This window comes from Streptomyces sp. Ag109_O5-10 (assembly GCF_900105755.1).
Classification (GTDB): Bacteria; Actinomycetota; Actinomycetes; order Streptomycetales; family Streptomycetaceae; genus Streptomyces.
Genome location: NZ_FNTQ01000001.1, coordinates 8,006,564 through 8,029,826 on the forward strand (window position 1 = coordinate 8,006,564; position 23,263 = coordinate 8,029,826).

Sequence of the window (23,263 nt, forward strand, 5' to 3'; positions counted from 1 at the left end):
CCGTCCCCGGTGCGTGCCGTTTTCGAGCCGGGGTCACCGCTCCGCGCAGGCGCGCGGCCCGGCGATCGACCGGGTGTCAGTGGCCCCCGCTTCACTGGATCGCATGGACATCGCGAAGTGCCTCGCCCTGATCGACGAGTTGTGCGCCCGGGAGTTCCCGGCGGAACACGGCCGGACCGATGTCGGCACCGGCGGACCGGGGTACCTGATGGCCGCGTTGGAGACGAGCGGCGACTTCTACGAGGACGACGGAAGCGAGTGGGAGGAGACCGAGGCGCGGTTCGAGGCCGACCGGGACGCGCTGGGGGAACGGCTCGGCGAGCGGTGGGGGCCTGCGCAGGTGGTCGGTCTGGACAGCGTTTTGGAGCGTGCCATGGACGGCGAGGACGTCGGCGAACCGTGGGCGCACCTCTGCGACCACGTGCCGGACGTGCAGCTGTGGCGGACGGACACCGGACGCCGGGTCGGCCTCGGCGTCTCCCAGTGGGACCGCGAGCTGCCCTTTCAGCTGCTGGCCGTCGTCACGGTCCTGGACCCGCCGTGACCGGCTACCCCTCCGCGGCGGCCCGCAGCCGCCCGAACTCCTCCGCCATCGTCGCCGCAGTCCAGTGCGCGTTCAGGCCGCTGGGGTTCGGCAGGACCCACACCCGGGTGTCCCCGATCGTCCGTTCCTGAGGCCCCACCTGGGCCCCGCGGTCGGCGAAGGCGGCCCGGTAGGCCGTGACGCCCACGACTGCCAGCCACCTCGGGCGCACCCGCGTCACCTTCTCCGTCAGCAGGCGCCCGCCCTCGGCGTACTCCGCGGCCCTCAGTTCGTCGGCGCGCGCGGTCGCCCGCGCCACCACGTTCGTGATGCCGAGCCCGTACGACAGCAACTCGCCCTGTTCCGCGGGCTTCAGCAGCCGCGGGGTGAAGCCGGACAGGTGCAGGACCGGCCAGAAGCGGTTGCCGGGACGGGCGAAGTGGTGGCCGGTGGCCGCCGTCATCAGGCCCGGGTTGATGCCGCAGAACAGGACGTGGAGGCCGTCCGCGAGCACGTCAGGGACGAGCCGGTCGCGGGCGGCCTCCAGCTCCGCCTGGGTGAAGCGGGTCAGAGGATCGCTCCGGGGGTGTAACCGGCGGCCTCGGGGTGCTGCTTGACGATCTCCTCGATCCGGCCGACGACGACGCCGACCTGGGCGGCGGCCGCGCCCGTGAAGGAGAGCTTGTCGGCCATCAGCGCCGCCAGCTGCTCGCGGTCCAGCGGCAGCCGCTCGTCGGCGGCGAGCTTGTCGAGCAGGTCGTTGCGCTCGGCGCCCTGCTCGCGCATCGCGAGCGCGGTGGCGACGGCGTTCTCCTTGATCGCCTCGTGCGCGACCTCCCGGCCGACCCCGGCGCGCACCGCGCCCATCAGCACCTTGGTGGTGGCGAGGAACGGCAGGTAGCGGTCCAGCTCCCGGGCGATGACGGCCGGGAAGGCGCCGAACTCGTCGAGGACCGTCAGGAACGTCTCCAGCAGTCCGTCGAGCGCGAAGAAGGCGTCCGGCAGGGCCACCCGGCGCACCACCGAGCAGGACACGTCGCCCTCGTTCCACTGGTCACCGGCCAGTTCGCCGGTCATCGAGGCGTAGCCGCGCAGGATCACCATGAGGCCGTTGACGCGCTCGCAGGACCGCGTGTTCATCTTGTGCGGCATCGCCGAGGACCCGACCTGGCCCGGCTTGAAGCCCTCGGTGACCAGCTCGTGCCCGGCCATCAGCCGGATCGTCTTGGCCAGGGAGGACGGCGCCGCGGCCAGCTGCACGAGCGCGGTCACCACCTCGTAGTCCAGCGAGCGCGGGTACACCTGGCCGACCGAGGTGAACGCCTGCGAGAAGCCGAGGTGCCGCGCGATCCGGTCCTCCAGCTCGGCCAGCTTCGCCGCGTCCCCGCCCAGCAGGTCCAGCATGTCCTGCGCGGTGCCGACCGGGCCCTTGATGCCGCGCAGCGGGTAGCGGCCGAGGAGTTCCTCGACGCGGCCGTAGGCCACAAGGAGCTCGTCGGCGGCGGTCGCGAAGCGCTTGCCGAGGGTGGTGGCCTGGGCGGCCACGTTGTGCGAGCGCCCGGCCATGACCAGCTCGGCGTACTCGCCGGCCAGCCTGCCCAGACGGGCCAGGACGGCCGTCGTACGGTCGCGCATCAGTTCCAGCGAGAGCCGGATCTGCAGCTGCTCGACGTTCTCCGTCAGATCCCGGGAGGTCATGCCCTTGTGCACGTGCTCGTGGCCGGCGAGGGCGTTGAACTCCTCGATCCGCGCCTTCACGTCGTGCCGGGTGACCTTCTCGCGCTCCGCGATCGACGCCAGGTCCACGGTGTCGAGCACCCGCTCGTAGTCGGCGATCGCCGCGTCCGGCACCTCGATCCCGAGGTCCTTCTGGGCCCGCAGCACGGCGAGCCAGAGCTGCCGCTCCAGCTTCACCTTCTGCTCGGGGGACCAGAGCGTGGCGAGCTCGGCGGAGGCGTAGCGTCCGGCGAGGACGTTCGGAATGCGGGGCTTGGCGGGCGCGGCTGAAGTCACGTGTACGGATTCTACTGGCGATTCCTGCAGGCCAGCCCCGCGGGCCCGCTCGTGCGAACGTACGAGAGCCGCGTCACCGCTCCTGGACGCCGGCCAGCTCGGCCAGTACGTCCGCGTGGCACGGCTCGGGCGCGCACCAGCAGGCCAGGGTCCTCCCGTGCAGGCCGGCCACCAGCTCCAGCAGCTCGGGCCGTTCCAGCAGGTACGCCCGGTACATCGCCATCACCTCGGCCCGGGTGCCGTCCCGCTTCTTCTTCGGGGTGTCGTAGGCGAAGGGGTTGTACAGGGGGTGGCGGGGGAGATCCCAGCCGCCCATCGTCCAGCGGCGGCCGACGTAGACGACGTGCGCGGGGGCGTGTTCCAGCCGGGGGCCGAACTCGTGGATGCGGCCCCTGACGTTGATCACCCGGGTGGGCACGGCGGTGACCCTACGCCTCGTACGGCAGCAGCTCCGGGCGCTTCGGCGCGCGGCCGTCGCCGGAGGAGCGGCCCGTGAGGCGGCGGCCTATCCACGGCAGCAGGTGCTGCCGGGTGAAGCGGGCGTCCGCGACGCGGCGCGCGACCCAGCCGGGCGGCACCGTGGCCGGGATCGGCGTGCGCCACCCGGTGTCCTCGGGGTCGTAGCCGAGGGTCTGCCAGACCGCCTCGGCGACCCTGCGGTGCCCCTCCGCCGTCAGGTGCAGCCGGTCCACGTCCCACATCCGGGGGTCGGCCAGCGAGGGCGCCCCGTACAGGTCGACGACGAGGGCACCATGCTTACCGGCGAGCTCGTCGACGACGGCGAACAGCTCCTCCATGCGCGGCCGGAACCGCTCCAGGACCGGGCCCTGGCGGCCGGGGCTGCGCATCAGCACCAGCTGCTCGCAGGCCGGCGCCAGCCGCTCGACCGCCTCGGTGAGCAGGTCGCGGACCCGGACCATGTCGCACTTGGGGCGCAGCGTGTCGTTGAGGCCGCCGACCAGCGTGATCACGTCGGGCCGCATCGCGACCGCCACGTCGACCTGCTCCTCGACGATCTGTCCGATCAGCTTGCCGCGCACCGCGAGGTTGGCGTAGCGGAAGCCGGGGGTGCGGGCGGCCATCCGGGCGGCGAGGAGGTCCGCCCAGCCCCGGTAGGAGCCGTCGGGCCGCAGGTCCGACATGCCCTCGGTGAAGGAGTCGCCGATCGCGACCAGGCTGGAGTGTGCGGGAGGCACCGGGTTCTTCTGCATGGCGACAGAGATGGTATCCCGAGGCGCATACCCGCCGGTCGGTCACTCCCTCCGGCGCCGGCCCCTCCGCCGGTGCGGCCTACGCATGCTGCCCGAACAGCTCCCGCAGCACGTCCTCCATGGTCACCAGGCCCGCCAGCCGCCCGTCGTCGCCGAGCACGCCCGCCAGGTGGGTGCGGCTGCCGCGCATCGCGGTGAGCACGTCGTCCAGCGGGGTCTCCTCCCGCACCCGCGCGATCGGCCGCATGTCCCGCAGCCGGAACGGCTCGTCCCGGGGCGAGGCGTCCAGCGCGTCCTTGACGTGCAGGTAGCCGACGATCCGCCGCCCCTCGTCCACCACCGGGAAGCGGGAGAAGCCCGACTCGGCCGACAGCCGCTCCAGCTCCTCCGGGGTGACGCCTACGCGCGCGTAGACGACGCGTTCCAGCGGCACCACCACGTCCCGCACCGGCCGGCGGCCCAGTTCCAGGGCGTCGTGCAGCCGCTCCTGGGCCCGGTCGTCGATCAGGCCCGCCTCACTGGCGTCCTTGACGATCTCGGCGAGCTCGGCGTCCGTGAAGGTGGCCGAGACCTCGTCCCTGGTCTCCACCCGGAGCAGTGTGAGCAGGCCGTTGGCGAAGGCGTTGACCGTGAAGATCACCGGGCGCAGCGCTCGGGACAGGGCGACCAGGGGAGGGCCGAGGAGCAGCGCGCTGCGCACCGGCTCGGCCAGCGCCACGTTCTTCGGCACCATCTCGCCCAGCAGCATGTGCAGGTAGGTCGCCAGCGACAGCGCGATCACGAAGGACACGACGTGGCCCGCGCTCGCGGGCACGCCGACCGCGTGGAACACCGGCTCCAGGAGATGCGCGATCGCGGGCTCCGCGACCACACCGAGCACCAGCGTGCACAGCGTGATGCCGAGCTGGGCGGCGGCAAGGAGCGCGGACACGTGCTCCAGGCCCCACAGCACGCTCCTGGCCCGCCGGTCGCCCGCCTCCGCGTGCGGTTCGATCTGGGAGCGGCGCACGGAGATCAGCGCGAACTCGGCACCGACGAAGAAGGCGTTCACGACCAGCGTCGCGAAACCGATCAGCAACTGGACGGCGGTCACCGCTGCCCCTCCCGCTCCGTCGTCCCGTCGGCGGGCGGTGCGTGGAGCAGCACGCGGGCCGCCCGCCGCCCCGACGCGTCCACCACGTCGAGACGCCACCCGGCGACCTCGACGGTGTCCCCGGTCTCGGGTATCCGGCCCAGCTGGGCCGCGATCAGCCCGGCCAGCGTCTCGTACGGCCCCTCGGGCGCCCGCAGGCCCACGCGGGCGAGCTGGTCCATGCGGGCCGCGCCGTCCGCCGAGTAGAGCGCGCGGCCCGTCGCGTCGGCGCCGGCCGGGGCGAGGTCGGGCGTCTCGTGCGGGTCGTGCTCGTCGCGGACCTCGCCGACGACCTCCTCGACGATGTCCTCCAGGGTGGCGACCCCGGCCGTGCCGCCGTACTCGTCGATGACGACGGCCATGGTGCGCCGGCCGCCGAGGCGGTCCAGGAGGCGGTCGACGGTGAGGGACTCGGGGACCAGCAGGGGCTCGCGCATCACCTGGGCCACCCGGGTCCGGGCCCGCTCCTCGACGGGCAGGGTCACGATGTCCTTGATGTGGGCGGTGCCGACGACCGAGTCCAGGTTGTCCCGGTAGACCGGGAAGCGGGACAGGCCGGTCGCGCGGGTCGCGTTCGCCACGTCCTCGCAGGTCGCCCTGACGTCCAGGGCGACGACCTGGACGCGCGGGGTCATCACGTTCTCGGCCGTGAGATCGGCCAGGTTGAGGGTGCGCACGAACAGTTCCGCGGTGTCCGGCTCCAGCGCGCCCTGCCTGGCGGAGTGCCGGGCCAGTGCGGCCAGCTCCTGGGGCCCGCGGGCGGAGGCCAGCTCCTCGGTGGGCTCGATGCCCAGCCGCCGTACCAGCCGGTTCGCCGTGTTGTTCAGATGGGTGATGAACGGCCGGAAGGCCGCGCTGAACCAGCGCTGGGCGTTGCCCACCCGCTTGACCACGGTCAGCGGCGAGGAGATAGCCCAGTTCTTGGGCACCAGCTCGCCGACGACCATCAGGAACACCGTGGACAGCGCGGTGCCGATCACCAGCGCCAGCGAACTCGCCGCCGACGCCCCGATGCCCACCGCCTCCAGCGGGCCGGCCAGCAGCTTGGCGATCGAGGGCTCGGCGAGCATGCCGACGACCAGGTTGGTGACCGTGATGCCGAGCTGCGCCCCCGACAGCTGGAACGTCAGGTTCCGTACGGCCTTGAGGGCGCCGGCCGCGCCGCGCTCGCCGCGCTGCGCGGCACGCTCCAGCTCGCCGCGCTCCACGGTGGTCAGCGAGAACTCGGCCGCGACGAAGGCGCCGCAGGCGAGCGACAGCAGGATCGCCACCAGCAGGAGGAGCACTTCGGTCATCGGGTCACCTCCGTCCCATGGTCGGACAGGGCGGTCGGGACCGCGCGGCGTTGCCTACGGACAGGACTGGGAGGCTCGCCCATGGCTGGACGCTCACACACCTTTCATGGAGGTACCGGTCGACTCCCCAATGGTAAAGGATCGGCAAAGCGGGGTCGGACTCGGTGCCCTCCGCCGGGCCCCACCCGCCGCTCTTTTGCTGCGGCAGGTACCCAGCGCTGCGGCAGGTACCCGGCGGCGCGCCGGCATGGTGGCCGGTCTCGTGGCTGGCCGACACGACCGCGTTTCCGCACGGCCCGCCCGGCCGGGCGCACCGCTCCCTGACAGCCTTCGCGCCCGCGAGCGTGCCGCCGCCTGGACCTAGAGGGGCTTCACCCAGCGTCGCCAGTGGTCCTCGCGGAGGTAGCCGCGCGCGGCCCATGTGTGGTGAGCCCGTTCGTTGGCTTCCAGGACCATGGCGTCGACGCGTCGCCCGCCCAGGGCGGCGAAGCGTTGTTCCGCGGCCTGCAGCAGGGCGGTGGCGATGCCTTGCCGACGGAGGCCGGGACGGACGGCCAGTCGGTAGGCGGAGCATCGCCATCCGTCGAAGCCGGCTATGACGGTTCCCACGAGGAGGTCGTCGCGTACGGCCAGGAGCAGGGCCTCCGGGTCTCGTGCGATGAGCCCGGCCACTCCGTCGTGGTCGTCGCTGATGCTCGTTCCTTCTGCGGCGTCACGCCAGAACCGCAGCACGGTGTCGATGTCCCGGAAGGTGGCGTGACGGATGCGGAGATCGCTCATGGGGGTGAGCCAAGCAGAGCGCCCGCCCGTCCGGCGAACGGGTTTGCCGGCGGGGCTTTCGGTCGGCGTACCGGATACGTATGCGGGCCGGCCGTGACCCGCGCCCGGGTACGATGCGCCGGTGGACACGGTGACGGGCGGAGGGCACCCGCCGCGGCGGCGCGGAGGGGCCGCCGCGGGGGCGTCCCCTGCCGCCGGTGGCCGGCACGCCGCGGCCGCCGGGCCCGGTGACCTCCCCGCCTTCCCCGGCGACCTGTCCGCCTTCGCGGTGCAGCTGCGCCGCATGCACGGCGAGATCGGTCGGGTCGTCCAGCAGTACGCGGCCCGGCAGAACCTGCACGCCACCGACGTGCAGGCGCTGGCAGCCATCCTCGACGCTCCCGAGCCGATGACCCCCACCAGGCTGCGTGCCCTGCTCGGCCTCACCTCCGGCGCGGTCACCGCTTGCGTCGACCGGCTGGAGCGCGCCGGGCACGTCCGCAGGGTGCGCGAGGACGCCGACCGCCGCGTGGTCCACCTCCACTACGCCGACGACGCCCGCGCCGCCGCCCGTACCCACTTCCGTCCTCTCGCCGACGCTCTGCGCCGGGTCGGCGCGGACTTCGGCGCGGACGAGCTGACCGTGGCCCTGCGGTTCCTGACCGCGCTGAACGACGCCCTGGCCCAGGTGCCCGGGGATCCTGCCGGCCGCTGAGGCGCTGTCCGCGTCCGGGGGAGGCGGCAGGGTGCATCCGGAGCCCCGGCCCGACAAGAAGCAGCGGTGAAACACCCTCCCTGCTATTACTCAATCATTGAGATTGTTCATGGTTGAGCCTTCTCCCGCTGTCCGTCGTCCCGAGGAGTCCCATGCCGCCGCACCGCCGCATCCGCAAGCTCGCCCCGTTCGCCGTGATCGCCGTATGGCTGGTGGTCGGGGCGCTCCTGGGGCCCTTCGCCGGACGGCTCGGTGAAGTCGCCACCAACGACCAGGCCGCCTTCCTGCCGCGCAGCGCCGAGTCCACCCGCGTCCTGCGCGAGCAGGCCGCCTTCCGGCAGCGCGAGTCCCTGCCGGTGATCGTGGTGTGGACCGCCGACGGCGGGGGCGCCGTCAGCGGGCAGCAGCGGTCGGCCACCGCGGCGATGGCCGCGCTCGCGGGCGCGCCCGGGACGGCCGGATCCCCCTCCCCGGCCCTGCCCTCGCAGGACCGCGCCGCCCTCCAGGCCGTCGTGCCGCTGAGCCCCGATCTGGGCGACCGGCTCGCACCCGCGCTGCACAGGGTGCGGGCGGCGGCCGAGACGGTGCCCGGTACCCGGGTGCAGCTGGGCGGACCGGCGGCCACCCAGGCCGACCTGGCGGACGCCTTCTCCGGCATCGACGGGGTGCTGCTCGCGGTCGCCCTGGCCACCGTCCTGGTCATCCTGCTGCTGGTCTACCGCTCCTTGCTGCTGCCGCTCGTCGTCATCACCGGCGCGGTCTTCGCCCTCGGGCTGGCGTGTGCCGTCGTCTACGCCCTGGCCGACCACGGTCTGGTGCGCGTGGACGGGCAGGTGCAGGGCATCCTGTCCATCCTCGTCATCGGCGCCGCGACGGACTACGCGCTGCTGGTCACGGCCCGCTGCCGGGAGGAGCTCGCCGCCGGGCGGGGCCGTCACGCCGCCGCCCGCGCCGCCCTGCGCCGCTCGGCGCCGGCCGTCCTGGCCAGCGCCGGCACCGTCGCCCTCGGTCTGGGCGCCCTGCTGCTGAGCGACCTCACCAACAACCGCGCCCTCGGGCCGGTCGGCGCCGTCGGGATCGTCTGCGCGGCCCTGAGCGCGCTGACCTTCCTGCCGGCCGTCCTGGCCGTCCTCGGCCGCCTCGCCTACTGGCCGGCCAGGTCCGCGAGCGGGGCCGGCGCCACCGGACTGTGGCAGCGCATCGCGCGCCTGGTCGACCGGGCGCCGCGGCGGGTGTGGGCGCTCGCCCTGACCGGACTGCTCGTCTGCTCGGCGGGCGCGCTCACCCTGGACTCGCGGGGCGTGCCGCTGGACGAGACGTTCGTACGGCACGTACCGTCCGTCGCCGCCCAGCAGACCCTGGCCCGGCACTTCCCGGCCGGCGCGGGCACCCCGGTGGTGGTCCTCGCCGACGCCGCCTCCGCCGACCGCGTGGAGCGGACCCTGCGTGAGACCGACGGCATCGCGGCGGTGACCGCGGCGGGCGCCCAGGGCCGTCCGGCGGCCGGTTCGCGCGTGGCGGGCGGACGGGTCGGATTCGAGGCGACCGCGAACGCGGCTCCTGACACGCAGGCCGCCCGCGACACCGTGGCCCGGCTGCGCACGGCGCTGCACGCGCTGCCCGGCGCGCAGGCCCTGGTCGGCGGCTACACCGCGCAGCAGTACGACACCCTGCGCGCGGCCGAACGCGACCGTACCGTCATCGTCCCGGTGGTGCTCGCCGTCATCCTGACCATCCTCGTGCTGCTGCTCCGCTCCCTCGCCGTGCCCGTCCTGCTGGTGCTGACCGTCGCCCTCAACTTCACCGCGACCCTCGGCGTGGCAGCGCTGGTCTTCCGTGACCTGTTCGGCTTCCGCGGCACCGATCCGTCGGTGCCGCTCTACGGGTTCGTCTTCCTGGTCGCCCTCGGCGTCGACTACAACATCTTCCTGATGTCCCGGGTCCGCGAGGAGACCCTGCGGCGCGGCACCGCCGAAGGCGTTCGGCGCGGGCTCGTCACCACCGGCGGGGTCATCACCTCCGCCGGTGCGGTGCTCGCCGCCACCTTCGCGGCGCTCGGCGTGATTCCGCTCGCCTTCCTGGTCCAGATCGCCTTCATCGTCACCTTCGGCGTGCTGCTGGACACCCTGGTGGTGCGCTCCCTGCTGGTCCCGGCGCTCGTGCGGGACGCCGGGGACCGCGTGTGGTGGCCCACCCGGCCGGGGGAGCCGGACGGCCGCTCAGCCGCACCGGAGCGGCGACCCCGAGCCTTCCTCCGGGGGGAGAACGGCGCCTGACGGGCGCGGTCCGGGCGGCCAGGGCGGCTCGGCGGCTCGGCGGGCCGCCCGAGAGAACTCGATGCAGACTCGATGCGAGTTGCTGGCGCCGGGATGCCGGACGGACCGTGGCGGTGAGGCAGGGAACCATCCCGCGCAAGGAGCAACCGGATGACCGCAATGGCTGTGACCGAAGCCCCGCCCAGGCCCACGGCGGACCCGGACGACGATCTGGCCCTGCGCTTCGCGGCCGGGGACGAGAGCGGTCTGGAGGCGGTCTACCGTCGCTGGGCACCCCTCGTCCTGTCCCTGGCCCGGCAGTCGCTGTGCGACGGTGCGGAGGCCGAGGACGTCACCCAGACGGTGTTCCTCGCCGCCTGGCGCGGCCGCCACGGATACCGTCCGGGCCGTGGGCCGTTGCCCGCCTGGCTCGTGGGCATCGCCCGGCGCAAGATCGCCGATGCGCTGTCCGCCCGCACCCGGCGCACGGACGTCGCCGCGGCGGCGGCGCGCGAGTCGGCCCGCTCGCCGGATCCGTCGTACACCCAGGACACGGTCCTCGACCGCGTGGACGTCACCCGGGAGCTGCGCCGGCTTCCCGAGGCCCAGCGGCGGGTGCTGTGCCTGGCGTTCTACGGTGACCTGACGCAGACGCAGATCGCCCACGTCACCGGCTGGCCGCTGGGTACGGTCAAGAGTCACGCCCGGCGCGGTCTGCAGCGCCTGGGCCGGAACCTGGACGCCGAGGCCGTGGAGCGCGCACGCTGACCGGACGGCTCGCGCACCGGCGAGCGGGCGGAGCCCGCTCCGGTGCGCCGGACCGGAACCAGGCCGGGGAGAGAAACACATGACCAGCGTGAACGTCACTGGGCAGCCTCCGTCCGAGCCGCCCGCCGTACCGGGCGGCGCCGGTCTGACCACCGGTGTGCTGGCCCGCCGCCTCGGCGTGTCGCCCATGACCCTGCGCTCGTGGGACCGCCGCTACGGCATCGGACCGACCGCGCGCACCGAGGGCGGGCACCGTCGCTGGACGGCGGCGGACGTGGCCACGATCGAGGAGATGTGCCGGCTGACGGCGACCGGTGTCCCGCCGGCCGACGCGGCCCGCGCCGCCCGTACGGTCGCCGCCGGCCCGCCCTCCGCGGCCGAGGCCGCCGCCGTTCCGACCGCCCCACAGGGGCGGTCGCGGGCGGCCGGCGCGCTGCCTCTCGGTGACGTCCGTCAGGAATGCCGCGGGCTGGCCCGCGCCGCCGTACGGCTGGACGCCCCTGCGCTAGAGAAGCAGCTCACCGCCGCCGTCGAGCGCTACGGCGTCGTGGTCGCGTGGCAGGAAGTGATGGTCCCCACCCTGCACGCCGTAGGACGCCGCTGGGCGTCCTCCGAGGACCAGTACGTGGAAGTGGAGCACCTGCTGGCCTGGCACGTCTCCACCGTGCTGCGCCGCAGCGCGGCGCCGGCCGTCCCCGTGGTCCCGCCCGCGGCCGGCTGCGTCCTGCTGGCCTGCGCGCCCGGGGAGCAGCACACCCTGCCCCTGGAGGCGCTGCACGCGGCGCTCGGTCGCGAGGGTCTGCCGGTACGCATGCTGGGAGCCGCGGTGCCCGTCGAGGCATTGGACGCGGCGGTGCGCCGGCTCGGTCCGGTCGCGGTCGTGCTGTGGGCCCAGGAGAGCGCACGGGCGGCTCCGGCCCTGGCCCGGCACATCGCCGGGCAGCGCTGGGGCATGAAGGGGACGCGGCGCGGTCCGGCGGTGCTGCTGGGCGGCCCCGGCTGGAGCCGGTCCCAGCCGGCCGGCGTGCTCAGGCCGGCCGGACTGGCGCAGGCGGTCGAGGCGCTGCGCGCCCTGTGCACCGCCGGGTGAGCCAACGGACGCGTTCCCGTCAGCCCACCGCGGTGCGCCGGGCCGCGATCCCGAGCCGTCGGGGGCCCATCCCGTCACGGCGGGCGCCTCGCTCGTGCGCAGCCCCTCTCCTGCCGCGGCACCTCGTCGAGGCCGCCGAGCCGGTACCGGCCGCGCACCGCGCGTGGCATGCGGGCATCGCCGGACGGCAGCCGCCGGTGCCGGTACGGGAAGTCCCCGTGTCCGGCCGGCGGTGCGCGGGCATGCGCTGGGTGTTGGGTGTGGCCTGCGCGCTCGACGAGGGGTGGCGGATGTCCTGCGGCCGGCCCTCAGGCGCGCCCCCGGGCCCGCTTGAAGCGGTCCAGGCCCTCCGCCAGGGACACCACCGGCTCGGGATAACCGGTGCTCGCGCGCTCCTGCGCCGGAAGCTTCCACGGCTCGTGCACGGAGGCCGCCTTCACCTCCGCCAGCTCCGGCACCCAGCGCCGCACGTACGCTCCGTCCGGGTCGTACCGCTTGGCCTGGGTGACGGGGTTGAGCACCCGGTTGGGCCGGGTGTCGGTGCCGGTGCCGGCCATCCACTGCCAGTTCAGCTGGTTGTTCGCCATGTCGCCGTCGACCAGCAGGTCCAGGAAGTGCCGGGCGCCCACCCGCCAGTCGACGTACAGCGTCTTGGCCAGGAAACTCGCCGCCAGCAGCCGCCCCCGGTTGTGCATCCAGCCCTCGTGGCGCAGCTGGCGCATCGCCGCGTCGACGATCGGGTAGCCGGTGCGTCCCTCCCGCCACGCCTGCGCGTCCGCCTCCGCGTCCCTCCCGCCGCGCCACCGGTCGCGGTGGGTGCGGTAGTCGCGTGCGGCGGCGTCGGGGCGTGCGGCGAGCACCTGTCGGTTGAAGTCGCGCCAGGCGACCTGCCGTACGAACGCCTCCGCGCCCGCGCCGCCGGCCCTGCGGGCCCGGTGCACCACCTCGACCGGTGACAGGGTGCCGAAGTGCAGGTGGGGGGAGAGCCGGGAGGTGGCGTCGCCCGCCAGGTCGTCGTGGCGTTCCTCGTACTGGGCCACGCCGGAGCGCAGCCACGCGGTGAGCCTGCGCCGTCCCTCGGTCTCACCGCCCGCGCAGAGCCCGGGCGACACCCCGTTCACGTCGCCGCGCTTCGGCAGCGGGGCGGACCCCACCTGCTCCGGCACGGCGACCGCGCCCGGCGCGTCCAGCGCATCCCGCAGCCCCTGCGCGGACCAGCGGCGGTAGTACGGCGTGAAGACCGCGAAATGGTCGGAGGAGGCCGGGGTCACCGCCCCCGGCGCCACGGCCGTACAGACCGTGTCGTGCACGTACAGGCGCCGCCCGTCGGCCTCCAGCGCCCGGCGCAGCCGCCGCTCGCGCGTGTGCGCGAAGGCGCTCACGTCACCCGCCATGTGCACCTCGTCGGCGTCCGCCTCGGCGGCCACCCGGCACACCTCCGTGACGGTGTCGCCCTCACGCAGCACCAGTCGGCCGCCCCGCTCCCGCAGCCGGGCGTCCAGGTCCCGCAGGCAGTCGGAGAGGAACGCGAGCCGGTTCGGCGCTGCGAATCCCGCCGCGTCCACGGCCGGGTCACGTACGAACAGCGGTACCACCCGGCCTCCGCCGTGCAGGGCCGCGCGCAGCGGAGGGTGGTCCGACAGGCGCAGATCACATGTGAACACGACGACCGAGGTCTGCATGGGGACTCGCTTCCACTTCCTGTGAGGACACTCTGGGATGGCTTCGCCCCGTCGGCCGCTGCCGGATGCGGCGAGCCGCCGGAAGTCCCCCGTCCGGGTGCCGACGCATCCGCGGCGGCCGGCGAGGCCATGTCCCGGAAGGCGTCAGGCACCCGGCGAGGAGGCGGCGTCGTCACCCGGAGGACGGGCCGTGCGGAATCCGGTCCGTCCTCCGGGCGAGCCGACCGACGCCTGGACCGGGCACGGGGCCACCCGGCGGAAGATCCTTCGCGCCGAACCGGACTCACGCGTGTCCGCCTCCTCGTGCGAAGCCAGTCGCCGCTCAGCCCGGGAAGCGGCCCGTCGACCGCAGCTGCCAGCGGCGCTCGGCGTAGGCCAGGTCGTCCCGCCACAGCCGCGCGGCGGCGGCGCGCACCAGGGGACGCAGCAGCGGTGCGGCCCGGCGGGCGGCCGCGAAACCCGGGCGGTGCGAGGCGGCGAGCACCGCCTCGACGACGGCGGTGCGCGGCCGGCCCGTCCCGTCCGCGCCGAGCGGCGTGGCATGTGTCTCCACGACGGAGCCCGCCCCCTCGCCCTCGGTGATGCGCATGACGACCGTGCGGGGTTCGGGCGCGGTGAAGACGGCGCGGACCGGCACCACCAGCCGCCCTGCCACCTTGAAGGACACGTCGACGGTCAGCGTGTCCGGGGCGTCGTCCACCGCGCCGGCCGGGCCGCCGGGTGCGTCCACCACGGTCAGGTCGACGAACGAGTAGGGGTGGAACCACGCCCCGTGCCACGGATCGAGCCGGTTGGCCACCACGTCCTCGGGCTCGCAGACCCCCACCGCCGTGTACACGGCCGCCAGGGTGCGCGCGGGTTCGGGCCGCCGCGGGACGACCGGTGCGTCCAGCGGCTGCTCGCCGCCCACCGCGTCCAGCCGGGTCCACACCAGTACCCCGTCGTCGTGCACCGGCAGCGGCGACCAGCCCCCGTACGGGCCGCCGTCCAGGGCCAGTCCGTGCCAGTGGCACACCAGCGTGCCGCAGCGCACCGGACTGTCCCGCAGCGGTGCTCCCAGGTGCGGGCAGATACCCGGCCCGCCGACGGGGCGCCCGTCGGGACCCCGCCACACCACGACCTCCTGCCCCGCCACGGTCCGCGCCAGCTTGCCGTCGCCCCGCAGGGCGCTAGAGGCCCCGACGACGTACCAGTTCCCGGACGGACGGGCCTGCGCCCGTTTCAGCGCCCCGGCGATCAGCCCGGGCCGCGCCTCCTGCCAGGTGGGCCGCTGACGCTCCCAGGAGACGGCGGTCCGGCGCAGCGACAGCGGCAGGCGGCGGCGGTTCACGCGACCTCCTCGGTGGAGCGGACGGCCGCCGTCGGCGAGGACGCGGCTGCGGGCAGGGCGCGGGCGGAAGGGGGCGGGCGGTGTCCGGGGACGGTCCGCGCGCGCAGCCGGGCCGCCGCCACCCGGACCAGCCCGTCGGCCGCGACCGCCGCCCTGCGTCGCCGCGGCACCACCGACCGCCGGTGCAGCACGGCGTATCCGTCGCGGGCGACTGCGTCCAGGATGCCGCCGTAGAGGACGGCCGCGGCGCGGATGCAGGGCCGCGCCACCGGGTCGAGCAGTTCGACACCGGGCATCGCCGCCCGGTACACGCCGCGGGTCAGCGCCTCGAACTCCCTGAGCGCCTCGGTGATCCGGCTGTCCGGGCGGCCCGTCGCGCGGCTCCAGGCCAGCAGCTCCCGATCCACGCCGTTGGCGGCGAGCAGGTCGGCGGGCAGGTAGACGCGCCCGCGGTCCAGGTCCTCGCCGACGTCCCGCAGGAAGTTGCTCAGCTGGAAGGCGACACCGAGCGCCGCGGCGTACGGCGCGGCCTCCTCCCGCGGCACCACCGTGCCCAGTACGGGCAGCATCTCGAGCCCGATCACCGCGGCCGAGCCGTGCATGTACGCGCGCAGGTCGGCGTAGGTGGGGTAGGCCGTCACGACCAGGTCGGAGCGCATCGCGGCCATGAAGTCCCGGAAGTGGGTGTGGTCGATGGCGTAGCGGCGGGCGGTGTCGGCGAGCGCGCGCACCACCGGCTGTCCGCCGCCCTGCCGCAGCCCCTCCTCCAGGTCCTCCTGGAGCCGGGCCAGCGCCCGCACCCGCACGTCGGGTCCGGCGCCGGGGTCGAGGGAGTCGACGATGTCGTCGGCCCAGCGGGCGAAGCCGTACAGGGCGTGCACGGCGGGCCGCCGCTCGACGGGCAGCAGCCGGGTGGCGAGGAAGTAGGTCCTGCCGTGCCGGGCGTTGAGGGCGCGGCAGTGGCGGTAGGCCGCGCGCAGCGCCGCGTCGCTGATCCCCGCCGCGTCCAGCTCTCGGTCGGTCATCGTGTCCTGCCTTCGGTCGCGGGGGCCGGCGGGTCGGCCGGAGGGCTTTCCGGCAGCGGAGGCCGCTGTGCGGCGGCCGAGGGGTCGGCCGGGGAGTCCGGCGAGGAGGCCCGCGGCTCCAGCGGGGCGGAGAAGCGGTCGCGAGGTGCCTCAGGAGCTGGGCGGACGGCCGCGGACCGCTGCCCGGCAGGCCGGAACACGGACGGGCCCGGGGAGCCCGTGGGGGCCGGGGCACCGGTCGGGCCGGTGGCGGCGGTCGCGGCGGGGCGCGCGCGACGGCTTCGACGGCCGGGTACGCCCGTGACACGGGCCGCGGCCAGCTTCCCCGACAGCAGCACGGTGGGCACCCCCACGCCAGGCGTGGTCCCGCAGCCGGCCAGGACCGCGTTCTCGGTGCCGCGCACCAGGTTGCGCGGCCGGAACGGCCCGGTCTGCGCGAAGGTGTGGGCGGCGGAGAAGGGGGTGCCGGCGGCGTGCCCCTGGGCGTGCCAGTCGGCCGGGGTGATCAGGCACTCCTCCTCGATGGCGGCTTCGATGCCGTCCAGTCCGCGCCGCTCCAGCTCCCGCAGCAGCGTGTCCCGGTAGCGCGGGCCGAGGTCGGACCACGCCGCCGCGCCCGGGCCGATGTCGGTGTTGGGGCACGGAGCGAGGATGTAGTGCAGGTGGTGGCCCGGCGGCGCGAGGCCGGGATCGGTGGTGGTGGGGCGGGTGACGAGCAGCGACGGATCGCTCATCAGCCGTCCGGCGCGGGTGAGTTCGTCGAACGTGGTGCGCCACGCCGCGCCGAACGAGATCGTGTGGTGGGCGAGCTGGGGCCAGGTCCGGTCCGTGCCGGCGTGCAGCACGACCGCCGAGGGAGAGTGGCGCAGTCCGAGCGGTCGGCGCGGCCGGCGGCCGAGCAGGCGGTAGGCGACCGGCAGGTCCGGGGTGAGGACGACCGCGTCGCACGGGACGCGGCCGGTGTCGGTGACGACGGCCGTGACACGCTCGCCCGACCGCTCCAGACGGGTCACCCGCTGCCCGAACCGCAGATCGGCGCCTGCCGCGGCGGCCGCCTCCGCCATCGCCCGGGGCAGGGCGTGCATGCCGCCCCGGGGGAAGTACACGCCGGCGACGGTGTCCATGTAGGCGATGACCGCGTAGGCGGCCAGCGCCCGCTCCGGGGGCACACCCGCGTACAGGGCCTGGAAGGAGAACACCCGGCGCAGCCGCTCGTCGCTCAGGAAGCGGCCGATCCGGGCGTCCAGGCGGCCGAAGCCGCCCAGCGCCGCCAGCCGGGCGAGGTCGCCGTTGAGCAGACCGAGCGGTGAGTCGAAGTTGGCGTCGATGAACCGGCCCATCTGGGCCCGGTACAGCCGCTGGAGCCACTCGCGCAGCCGCCGGTAGCCCGCCGCCTCCGCCGCTCCGGCGAAGCGTTCCACCTCCGCGGCCATCGCGTCCGCGCCGGTGTGCACGTCGAGGCTGCTGCCGTCCGCGAAGCGGGCCCGGTAGGCGGGGTGCAGGGGGATCAGCTCGACCCGCTCGTACAGGCTGTCGCCGACGGCGGCGAACGCCTCGTCGGCCAGCTCCGGCATGGTCAGCACGGTGGGGCCGGTGTCGATCCGGTAGCCGGCCAGGTCGAGGCGTCCGGCCCGGCCGCCGGCCAGCCTGTCGCGCTCGACGACGGTGACCCGGCGTCCGGCACCCAGCAGGTGCAACGCCGCCGACAGACCGGCCAGTCCGGCGCCGACGACCACCACGTGGTCCGTGGGACCGGGCAGGGTGCGGGTCACCGGCCACTCCCCGCACCGCCGCGGGCACCGGACGCGTAGGGACCGTGCACGGCCCGCCGGCGTAGGACGGCATCCCCCGGCCGCGCTTCCTCTGGTCCGGCTTCGCCCGGTCCGGCTTCGCCCGGTCCGGCTTCGCCCGGTCCGGCTTCGCCCGGGCCGGCCCTTCCCGGTCCGGCTCTTCCCGGTCCGGCTTCCGCCGACCGCCTCCCGGCCGCCGCCGCCAGCATGGCGCGCAGGGGTCCGGCGCCTTCCGGGTCGAGCAGGGCGCCGTCGAAGTGCCGCAGCCCCTGCGCGGCAAGCCGGTCGATCTTGCTCTCCACGGTGGCGCGCGCCCCCGTCGCGACCAGCACGTCCCGCACCTCGTCCAGACCTCGCCCGGTGAGCGCCGCGGCACCGAGCCAGCGGTCCAGGACGCCCAGTGCGGCGCCGTCGCCGGCCGTCTCGGCACGTGCGCGGGCGACCGCGACCAGATAGGTCGGTTTGCCCTCCCGGATGTCGCCGCCGCAGGCCTTGCCGGTCTCCAGCGGGTCGCCGAAAACGTCGTCCAGGTCGTCGCGCAGCTGGAACGCCATGCCCACACAGCGTCCGGCCTCGCACAGCCGACGTAGCGTCAGATCGTCCGCGCCCGCCGCGGTGGCCCCCAGGGCGAGGGGCCGCTCCACGGAGTACAGGGCGCTCTTCAGGCGGGCGGCGCGCAGCGCGCGGGGCAGGGACCGCGCCGCGGTGATCTGGCCCTGTACGTCCAGGTACTGGCCCGCCACCATCTCCGTGCGCATGTCGCTCCACAGCCGCCGCACCACCACCCCGGTCCAGGGCGCCAGCGGCGACTCCGCCACCAGGTCGTCGGCCCAGGCCAGCGCCAGGTCCCCGGCGAGGACCGCCGCCGACTGCCCGAACCGCCCGGCCCGTTCGGGTCCCACCTCGCCGGCGAACCTGTCGGTCAGGTCCGTGTGCAGCGCGGGCCGGCCACGCCGCAGCGAGGCCCGGTCCATCACGTCGTCGTGGACGAGCGCGCACGTCTGGAGCAGTTCCAGGGCGGCTGCGATGTGCAGGGCCGCCGCCGCGGCCGCCGGGTCCCGGCCCCCGCAGGCCCGCGAGGCCCACCACACGAACTGCGCGCGCGTCCGCTTGCCACCCTGCAGAGTGAAGCGCGCCACTCGTTCGGCCAGTTCCTCGGTGAACAGGGGATCCGCCAGCCGGGCGCGGCGCAGGCGCTCCGCCAGCACATGGTCGAGCATCCGGCCGACAGCGCCGGGCACATCGGCGTCGACCTCACGCACCTCGGCGGACCCGGCGGGCAGCGGTCCGCCCGCCACCGGGCCCGCCTCGGTCCTGCCGGGTCCCTCTCCGCCGTCGGCCACCGGCCCGCGCGCAAGTGCCGCCACGGGCGCGGCCGCCATCGGCCGCGGCGGCGCGCTTGCGGGGTGGTCCTTCGCGTGCGTGGGACGCATACCGGTTCCCTCCGTCGTGTCTGTGTCCGTCGTTCCCGTCACCCGTCTGCTTCGGCGCGGGCGGCGCGGACGGATGCGCGCACGTGTCACGCGATCGCGGCGGCCACCGGGGCCGCCCACTCCACCGTGCCGTCTCCGGCGTTCGGCCGCTCGCCGTCAGGGAGGTGCCTGCATCCGCCGGGGTACACAATCCGGAAGACCAGGCCGGGGCAGCCGAGAGCGGGCGCCGTGTCCGCCGACCGCCCGTCCGGAGCGCGGCCTCGCCGCAGGACCCGCCGTCGCGAGTCGCCCGCGGACCGGACCGGAACGCCGAGGAAGCGAAGCCGAGGAAGCAGAGGAAAGGAGAGGCCGTGCCGGAGACTGACGTGGCCGTCGTCGGTGCGGGCGCCGCCGGGCTGTCGCTGGCCCACCGGCTCGCCGGAAGCGTGCCGGGCCTGCGGACACCGTCCGTGGTGCTGGTCGACGCGCCGCCCGGACCGCTGCGGCCGCCACCACGGACCTGGTGCTACTGGGCGGCGGGACCCGGACGGTTCGACGCGGCGGTGCGAGCCGAGTGGCAGCGGCTGCGGGTGCGCCCGCGCACCGGCGCCCCGGTCGAAGGGGGGATCGCCCCGCTGCGCTACCGCATGATCCGCTCCGGCGACTTCGAGCGCCTGGTCTCCCGGGACCTGGCCCGCAGCCCCAACGTCCGGCGCCTGGAAGCGACTGTCGAGGCGGTGGAGGACGTGCCCGGTGGCACGCACCTCCACCTGCGGGAGGCCGACGGCCGGGCGCGGCTGCTCAGTGCCCGCTGGGTCCTCGACTCCCGCCCACCGGGCAGCCTGCCGGCCGCACGCACCACCTTGCTCCAGCACTTCCACGGCTGGTTCGTGCGCACCGCCCGGCCCGCCTTCGACCCGGCCGTCGTGGAGCTGATGGACTTCCGCACCCCGCAGCCCGACCACGGCCTGTCCTTCGGCTACGTCCTGCCGACCGGGCCGTGCGAGGCGCTGGTGGAGTACACCGAGTTCTCCCGGCACGTCCTCACGCGGGAGCGCTACGAGGCCGCCGTACGGCACTACGCCGACGAGGTGCTGCGGATCGGCGAACGGCAGGTCCTGGCCACCGAGACCGGCGTCATCCCGATGACCGACGCGCCGATCCCCCGGCAGAGCGGAGCCTCGGTCTTCCGCATCGGCGCCGCCGGCGGAGCCACCCGCCCCGCCACCGGGTACACCTTCGCCGGACTGCAGCGCCAGACGACTGCCGTCGCCGAGGCCCTGCGCCGCGGACGCCGCCCGATGCCGCCCGCCGCCCACTCGGCGCGTTCCCGCGCCATGGACGCCGTCCTGCTGCGGGCCCTGGACAGCGGCCGCGCCGACGGCCCGGAACTGTTCGGCCGGCTGTTCGCCCGCGTGCCCATGGCACGGCTGCTGCGCTTCCTCGACGGAGGCACCCGCCTGCACGAGGACCTGCGCATCGGCCTGCACGCGCCCGTCGGCCCGATGCTGCGCTCCGCCCTGGAGCTGCCCCGACTGCCCCGCCGCCCCTTCGACCCACCCGCGCCGCCGCATCCGTCGGCGCATTCCGCCACCGAGCCGCATCCGCCGCCCGCCTGACCCCGGTCGCCGGCGCCGCCCGCCTCGCGCCGGACCCACCCGCCCCGCACCTCCTCCCGACGGAGACCGCATGACGCTGCTGCGCGACGACGACCTCGCCGCCGCCTTCGACCACGCCTCCCGCAGTTACGACACGCTCGTGGCCGTCAACCCCGGCTACCACGCCCACCTGCGCCGCTCGGTGCGGCGGCTCGGCCTGCCCGGACGGGGGCAGGGGCTGCGCCTGCTCGACCTCGGCTGCGGTACCGGCGCCTCCACCGCCGCACTGCGCCGCGTCCTGCCCGCCGCCGACGTCACGGCCGTGGACGCCTCGGCCGGCATCTCCGGCGGGCCGCGGCCAAGCCGTGGGCGGACGGGGTGACCTTCGTGCACGCCCCCGCCGAGCGGCTGTCCGAGGCCGGGGTGCGCGGCCCCTTCGACGCCGTGTTCGCGGCCTACCTCCTGCGCAACGTCACCGATCCCGACGCCGTCCTCGCCGCCGTGCACGGGCTGCTGCGGCCGGGCGGGCGGCTCGCCGTGCACGAGTACGCCCTCCGCGGGCGGCGCGCCGATCGCGCGGTGTGGACACTGGTGTGCCGGGGTGTCGTACAGCCCGTGGCGACCCTGCTGGGGGACGGGCCGCTGTACCGGCATCTGTGGCGCAGCGTGGTCGAGTTCGACACCGCCGGGCGCTTCGCGCGGAGGCTCGGCGCGGCCGGCTTCGACCAGGTGGGAGCCCTGCCCCTGCCGGGCTGGCAGACCGGCATCACCCACACCTTCGTCGCGCGCCGGGCCCCCGGCCCCCGGGAGGACGCATGAGGACCGCACACCAGGGCACCGCACACCAGGGCGCCGCGCGCCGGGGACGCGACCGCCGGGCCCGGATCCTGCCGGCCCGGCCCGGCGCCTCCCGGGTGCAGGGAAGCCCGCCGTCGGTGGCGGTGGTCGGCGCGGGCATCGCCGGCCTGGCCGCCGCCACCGCGCTCGCCGAGCGCGGGGTGGCCGTCACCGTGTACGAGAAGCGGCCGTACCTCGGCGGGCGGGTCGGCGGCTGGCCGACCGAACTGCGCGACGGCACCAGGGTGACCATGAGCCGCGGCTTCCACGCGTTCTTCCGCCAGTACTACAACCTGCGCGGACTGCTGCGCCGGACCGACCCGGGCCTGGAGCGCCTCACCGGCCTTCCGGACTACCCGCTGCTGCACGCCGGCGGCTTGCGCGACAGTTTCCGGCACGTCCCGCGCACCCCGCCGCTCAGCGCGCTCGGCTTCGCGGCACTGAGCCCCTCCTTCCGGCTCGCGGACCTGCGCGCCATGGCTCCGCGTGCGGCCCTGCCCCTGCTCGACGTGCGCGTGCCCGAGGTGTACGACCAGCTGGACGGCACCAGCGCCCACGACTTCCTGGACGTCGTGGGATTCCCCGCAGACGCCCGGCACCTGGCCTTCGAGGTGTTCTCCCGGAGCTTCTTCGCCGATCCGCGTCAGCTGTCGGCGGCCGAGATGGCACTGATGTTCCACATCTACTTCCTCGGCTCTGCCGAGGGCCTGCTGTTCGACGTGCCCCGCGCCCCCTTTCCGGCCGCCCTGTGGGACCCGCTCGCCGGCTACCTGGCCCGGCACCACGCGCAGGTGCGCACCGGCACGGCCGTCGAGCACATCACACCCACCCCGGACGGCCGTCTCGTGGTCGCCTCGGAACGGGACGAGCGGCCCTACGACGGGGTCGTCCTCGCCCTGGACAGTTCGGGGCTCCGCTCGCTGGTCGAGCACAGCGGGCACCTGGGCGACGCGCCCTGGCGCGAGCGGATCGGACAGCTGCGTACCGCCCCGCCCTTCCTGGTGAGCCGGGTGTGGCTGGACCGGCCCGTCGCACCCGACCGGCCCGGCTTCCTCGGCACCAGCGGCTTCGGCACCCTCGACAACATCAGCGTGCTGGAACGCTACGAGGACGAGGCGGCACGCTGGAGCGCGCGCACCGGCGGTTCCGTCGTCGAACTGCACGCCTACGCCGTACCGCCCGGAGTTGCCCGGGACGTCGACCACAAGCGCCTCCTCGGGCAACTGCACCGCGTCTACTCGGAGACCACCAAGGCCACGGTGGTCGACGCCCGTCACGAGTGGCGCGAGGACTGCCCCCTGTTCCCGGTGGGCGGCTACGGCGACCGCCCCACCGTCCGCACCCCGCACCCCCGACTGTTCGTGGCCGGCGACCTGGTCCGCACCGGCCTGCCCGTGGCGCTCATGGAACGGGCGGCCACGAGCGGCTTCCTCGCGGCCAACGCCCTGCTGGAGCAGTGGGGGGTGCGGGGCCAGACGCTGTGGACGGTGCCGGACCGCGGGCGGAGCGCGCTCCTCAGGGCTCTGGCCACACGGGGGCGGACGCTCACCGGCGGCCAGCGGCCGCCCTGAACGGCCCCGCGGGACCGCACCGGAACCCGCCCGGCCCGGCCCACAGCGAATCGGCCCCGGCGGGCGGCAGCGGCTCCACCGCGTGCCGTACCCGGGTTCCCCGGCGCGCCTGCGGCCGCACTGAACGGCCCCGCGGGACCGCACCGGACCCGCCCGGCCCGGCCCACAGCGAATCGGCCCCGGCGGGCGGCAGCGGCTCCACCGCGTGCCGTACCCGGGTTCCCCGGCGCGCCTGCGGCCGCATTGAACGGCCCCGC

The 23,263-nt window shown here is 75.3% G+C and carries 19 protein-coding genes and 1 pseudogene; 8 read left to right on the forward strand and 12 right to left on the reverse strand.

The features are described 5' to 3' along the window. Positions 1 to 103 precede the first annotated feature (103 nt). Complete coding sequence (locus BLW82_RS36495) at positions 104 to 544, forward strand: hypothetical protein (protein ID WP_093505807.1); 441 nt, start codon at positions 104 to 106, stop codon at positions 542 to 544. Between the two features lie 4 nt (positions 545 to 548). Here BLW82_RS36495 and mug read toward each other — a convergent pair whose 3' ends face one another. The 7 genes from mug to BLW82_RS36530 form a co-directional block, all read right to left on the reverse strand. After that, positions 549 to 1,094, reverse strand: a complete 546-nt coding sequence (gene mug, locus BLW82_RS36500) for a G/U mismatch-specific DNA glycosylase (protein WP_093508461.1) — start codon at positions 1,092 to 1,094, stop codon at positions 549 to 551. After that, the gene (gene purB, locus BLW82_RS36505) at positions 1,091 to 2,536 is read right to left on the reverse strand and encodes an adenylosuccinate lyase (RefSeq protein WP_093505809.1); all 1,446 of its coding nucleotides are present in this window, start codon (positions 2,534 to 2,536) and stop codon (positions 1,091 to 1,093) included. Before purB ends, mug begins: the two co-directional genes overlap by 4 nt. A 73-nt stretch (positions 2,537 to 2,609) precedes the next feature. Next, entirely contained in the window at positions 2,610 to 2,954 is a 345-nt protein-coding gene (locus BLW82_RS36510) for a DUF4326 domain-containing protein (protein WP_093505811.1), read from the reverse strand. A gap of 10 nt (positions 2,955 to 2,964) precedes the next feature. Then, complete coding sequence (locus BLW82_RS36515; protein ID WP_093505813.1) at positions 2,965 to 3,747, reverse strand: SGNH/GDSL hydrolase family protein; 783 nt, start codon at positions 3,745 to 3,747, stop codon at positions 2,965 to 2,967. Between the two features lie 79 nt (positions 3,748 to 3,826). Further along, positions 3,827 to 4,840 carry a hemolysin family protein gene (locus BLW82_RS36520; RefSeq protein WP_093505815.1) on the reverse strand — a complete coding sequence of 338 codons (1,014 nt, stop codon included), beginning with the start codon at positions 4,838 to 4,840 and terminating at the stop codon, positions 3,827 to 3,829. Beyond that, complete coding sequence (locus tag BLW82_RS36525) at positions 4,837 to 6,174, reverse strand: hemolysin family protein (RefSeq protein WP_093505817.1); 1,338 nt, start codon at positions 6,172 to 6,174, stop codon at positions 4,837 to 4,839. Before BLW82_RS36525 ends, BLW82_RS36520 begins: the two co-directional genes overlap by 4 nt. 360 nt (positions 6,175 to 6,534) lie before the next feature. After that, positions 6,535 to 6,954, reverse strand: coding sequence for a GNAT family N-acetyltransferase (locus BLW82_RS36530; protein WP_093505819.1), 420 nt, complete (start codon positions 6,952 to 6,954; stop codon positions 6,535 to 6,537). 130 nt (positions 6,955 to 7,084) lie between these two features. Here BLW82_RS36530 and BLW82_RS36535 point away from each other — a divergent pair, with 130 nt between their 5' ends. The 4 genes from BLW82_RS36535 (at position 7,085) to BLW82_RS36550 (ending at position 11,761) form a co-directional block, all read left to right on the forward strand. Continuing rightward, entirely contained in the window at positions 7,085 to 7,648 is a 564-nt protein-coding gene (locus BLW82_RS36535) for a MarR family winged helix-turn-helix transcriptional regulator (RefSeq protein WP_371131517.1), read from the forward strand. A gap of 152 nt (positions 7,649 to 7,800) precedes the next feature. Next, positions 7,801 to 9,924 carry an MMPL family transporter gene (locus BLW82_RS36540; RefSeq protein WP_093505821.1) on the forward strand — a complete coding sequence of 708 codons (2,124 nt, stop codon included), beginning with the start codon at positions 7,801 to 7,803 and terminating at the stop codon, positions 9,922 to 9,924. A gap of 150 nt (positions 9,925 to 10,074) precedes the next feature. Further along, positions 10,075 to 10,671: an RNA polymerase sigma factor gene (locus tag BLW82_RS36545; protein ID WP_093505823.1), complete on the forward strand. Its 597-nt coding sequence runs from the start codon at positions 10,075 to 10,077 to the stop codon at positions 10,669 to 10,671. A gap of 79 nt (positions 10,672 to 10,750) precedes the next feature. Next, positions 10,751 to 11,761, forward strand: a complete 1,011-nt coding sequence (locus BLW82_RS36550; RefSeq protein ID WP_093505825.1) for a MerR family transcriptional regulator — start codon at positions 10,751 to 10,753, stop codon at positions 11,759 to 11,761. Between the two features lie 308 nt (positions 11,762 to 12,069). Here BLW82_RS36550 and BLW82_RS36555 read toward each other — a convergent pair whose 3' ends face one another. The 5 genes from BLW82_RS36555 to BLW82_RS36575 form a co-directional block, all read right to left on the reverse strand. Further along, on the reverse strand, positions 12,070 to 13,443 hold the full coding sequence (locus tag BLW82_RS36555) for a cryptochrome/photolyase family protein (RefSeq protein WP_093505827.1): 1,374 nt from the start codon (positions 13,441 to 13,443) through the stop codon (positions 12,070 to 12,072). 322 nt (positions 13,444 to 13,765) lie between these two features. Next, positions 13,766 to 14,773 (reverse strand): Rieske (2Fe-2S) protein, encoded by a 1,008-nt coding sequence (locus BLW82_RS36560; protein ID WP_093505829.1) that lies wholly within the window; start codon positions 14,771 to 14,773, stop codon positions 13,766 to 13,768. Continuing rightward, positions 14,770 to 15,798: a phytoene/squalene synthase family protein gene (locus tag BLW82_RS36565; RefSeq protein ID WP_093505831.1), complete on the reverse strand. Its 1,029-nt coding sequence runs from the start codon at positions 15,796 to 15,798 to the stop codon at positions 14,770 to 14,772. The genes BLW82_RS36560 and BLW82_RS36565 overlap by 4 nt, the downstream gene beginning before the upstream one ends. Next, positions 15,795 to 17,570 carry a phytoene desaturase family protein gene (crtI, locus tag BLW82_RS36570; RefSeq protein ID WP_093505833.1) on the reverse strand — a complete coding sequence of 592 codons (1,776 nt, stop codon included), beginning with the start codon at positions 17,568 to 17,570 and terminating at the stop codon, positions 15,795 to 15,797. The genes BLW82_RS36565 and crtI overlap by 4 nt, the downstream gene beginning before the upstream one ends. Then, positions 17,567 to 19,021, reverse strand: a complete 1,455-nt coding sequence (locus BLW82_RS36575) for a polyprenyl synthetase family protein (RefSeq protein ID WP_256216063.1) — start codon at positions 19,019 to 19,021, stop codon at positions 17,567 to 17,569. Before BLW82_RS36575 ends, crtI begins: the two co-directional genes overlap by 4 nt. A gap of 350 nt (positions 19,022 to 19,371) precedes the next feature. On the opposite strand from BLW82_RS36575, the gene BLW82_RS36580 reads away from it, so the two are divergent. The 3 genes and pseudogenes from BLW82_RS36580 (at position 19,372) to BLW82_RS36590 (ending at position 23,006) form a co-directional block, all read left to right on the forward strand. Beyond that, positions 19,372 to 20,619, forward strand: a complete 1,248-nt coding sequence (locus BLW82_RS36580) for a lycopene cyclase family protein (protein ID WP_093505835.1) — start codon at positions 19,372 to 19,374, stop codon at positions 20,617 to 20,619. A 70-nt stretch (positions 20,620 to 20,689) separates the two neighbouring features. Next, positions 20,690 to 21,417, forward strand: a pseudogene (locus BLW82_RS36585) (class I SAM-dependent methyltransferase). Next, a complete protein-coding gene (locus BLW82_RS36590; protein ID WP_177233182.1) occupies positions 21,414 to 23,006 on the forward strand; it encodes an FAD-dependent oxidoreductase in 1,593 nt (530 codons plus the stop codon). The pseudogene BLW82_RS36585 and the gene BLW82_RS36590 overlap by 4 nt, the downstream one beginning before the upstream one ends. The last annotated feature ends 257 nt before the right edge of the window (positions 23,007 to 23,263 follow it).

Bases quoted from the DNA above. Each gene is read 5' to 3' on its own strand.
- BLW82_RS36495 (WP_093505807.1), top strand. From the start codon at position 104: ATGGACATCGCGAAGTGCCTCGCCCTGATCGACGAGTTGTGCGCCCGG.
- BLW82_RS36515 (WP_093505813.1), bottom strand. From the start codon at position 3,747: ATGCAGAAGAACCCGGTGCCTCCCGCACACTCCAGCCTGGTCGCGATC.
- BLW82_RS36525 (WP_093505817.1), bottom strand. From the start codon at position 6,174: ATGACCGAAGTGCTCCTCCTGCTGGTGGCGATCCTGCTGTCGCTCGCC.
- BLW82_RS36530 (WP_093505819.1), bottom strand. From the start codon at position 6,954: ATGAGCGATCTCCGCATCCGTCACGCCACCTTCCGGGACATCGACACC.
- BLW82_RS36540 (WP_093505821.1), top strand. From the start codon at position 7,801: ATGCCGCCGCACCGCCGCATCCGCAAGCTCGCCCCGTTCGCCGTGATC.
- BLW82_RS36545 (WP_093505823.1), top strand. From the start codon at position 10,075: ATGACCGCAATGGCTGTGACCGAAGCCCCGCCCAGGCCCACGGCGGAC.
- BLW82_RS36550 (WP_093505825.1), top strand. From the start codon at position 10,751: ATGACCAGCGTGAACGTCACTGGGCAGCCTCCGTCCGAGCCGCCCGCC.
- BLW82_RS36555 (WP_093505827.1), bottom strand. From the start codon at position 13,443: ATGCAGACCTCGGTCGTCGTGTTCACATGTGATCTGCGCCTGTCGGAC.
- BLW82_RS36565 (WP_093505831.1), bottom strand. From the start codon at position 15,798: ATGACCGACCGAGAGCTGGACGCGGCGGGGATCAGCGACGCGGCGCTG.
- BLW82_RS36575 (WP_256216063.1), bottom strand. From the start codon at position 19,021: ATGCGTCCCACGCACGCGAAGGACCACCCCGCAAGCGCGCCGCCGCGG.
- BLW82_RS36590 (WP_177233182.1), top strand. From the start codon at position 21,414: ATGAGGACCGCACACCAGGGCACCGCACACCAGGGCGCCGCGCGCCGG.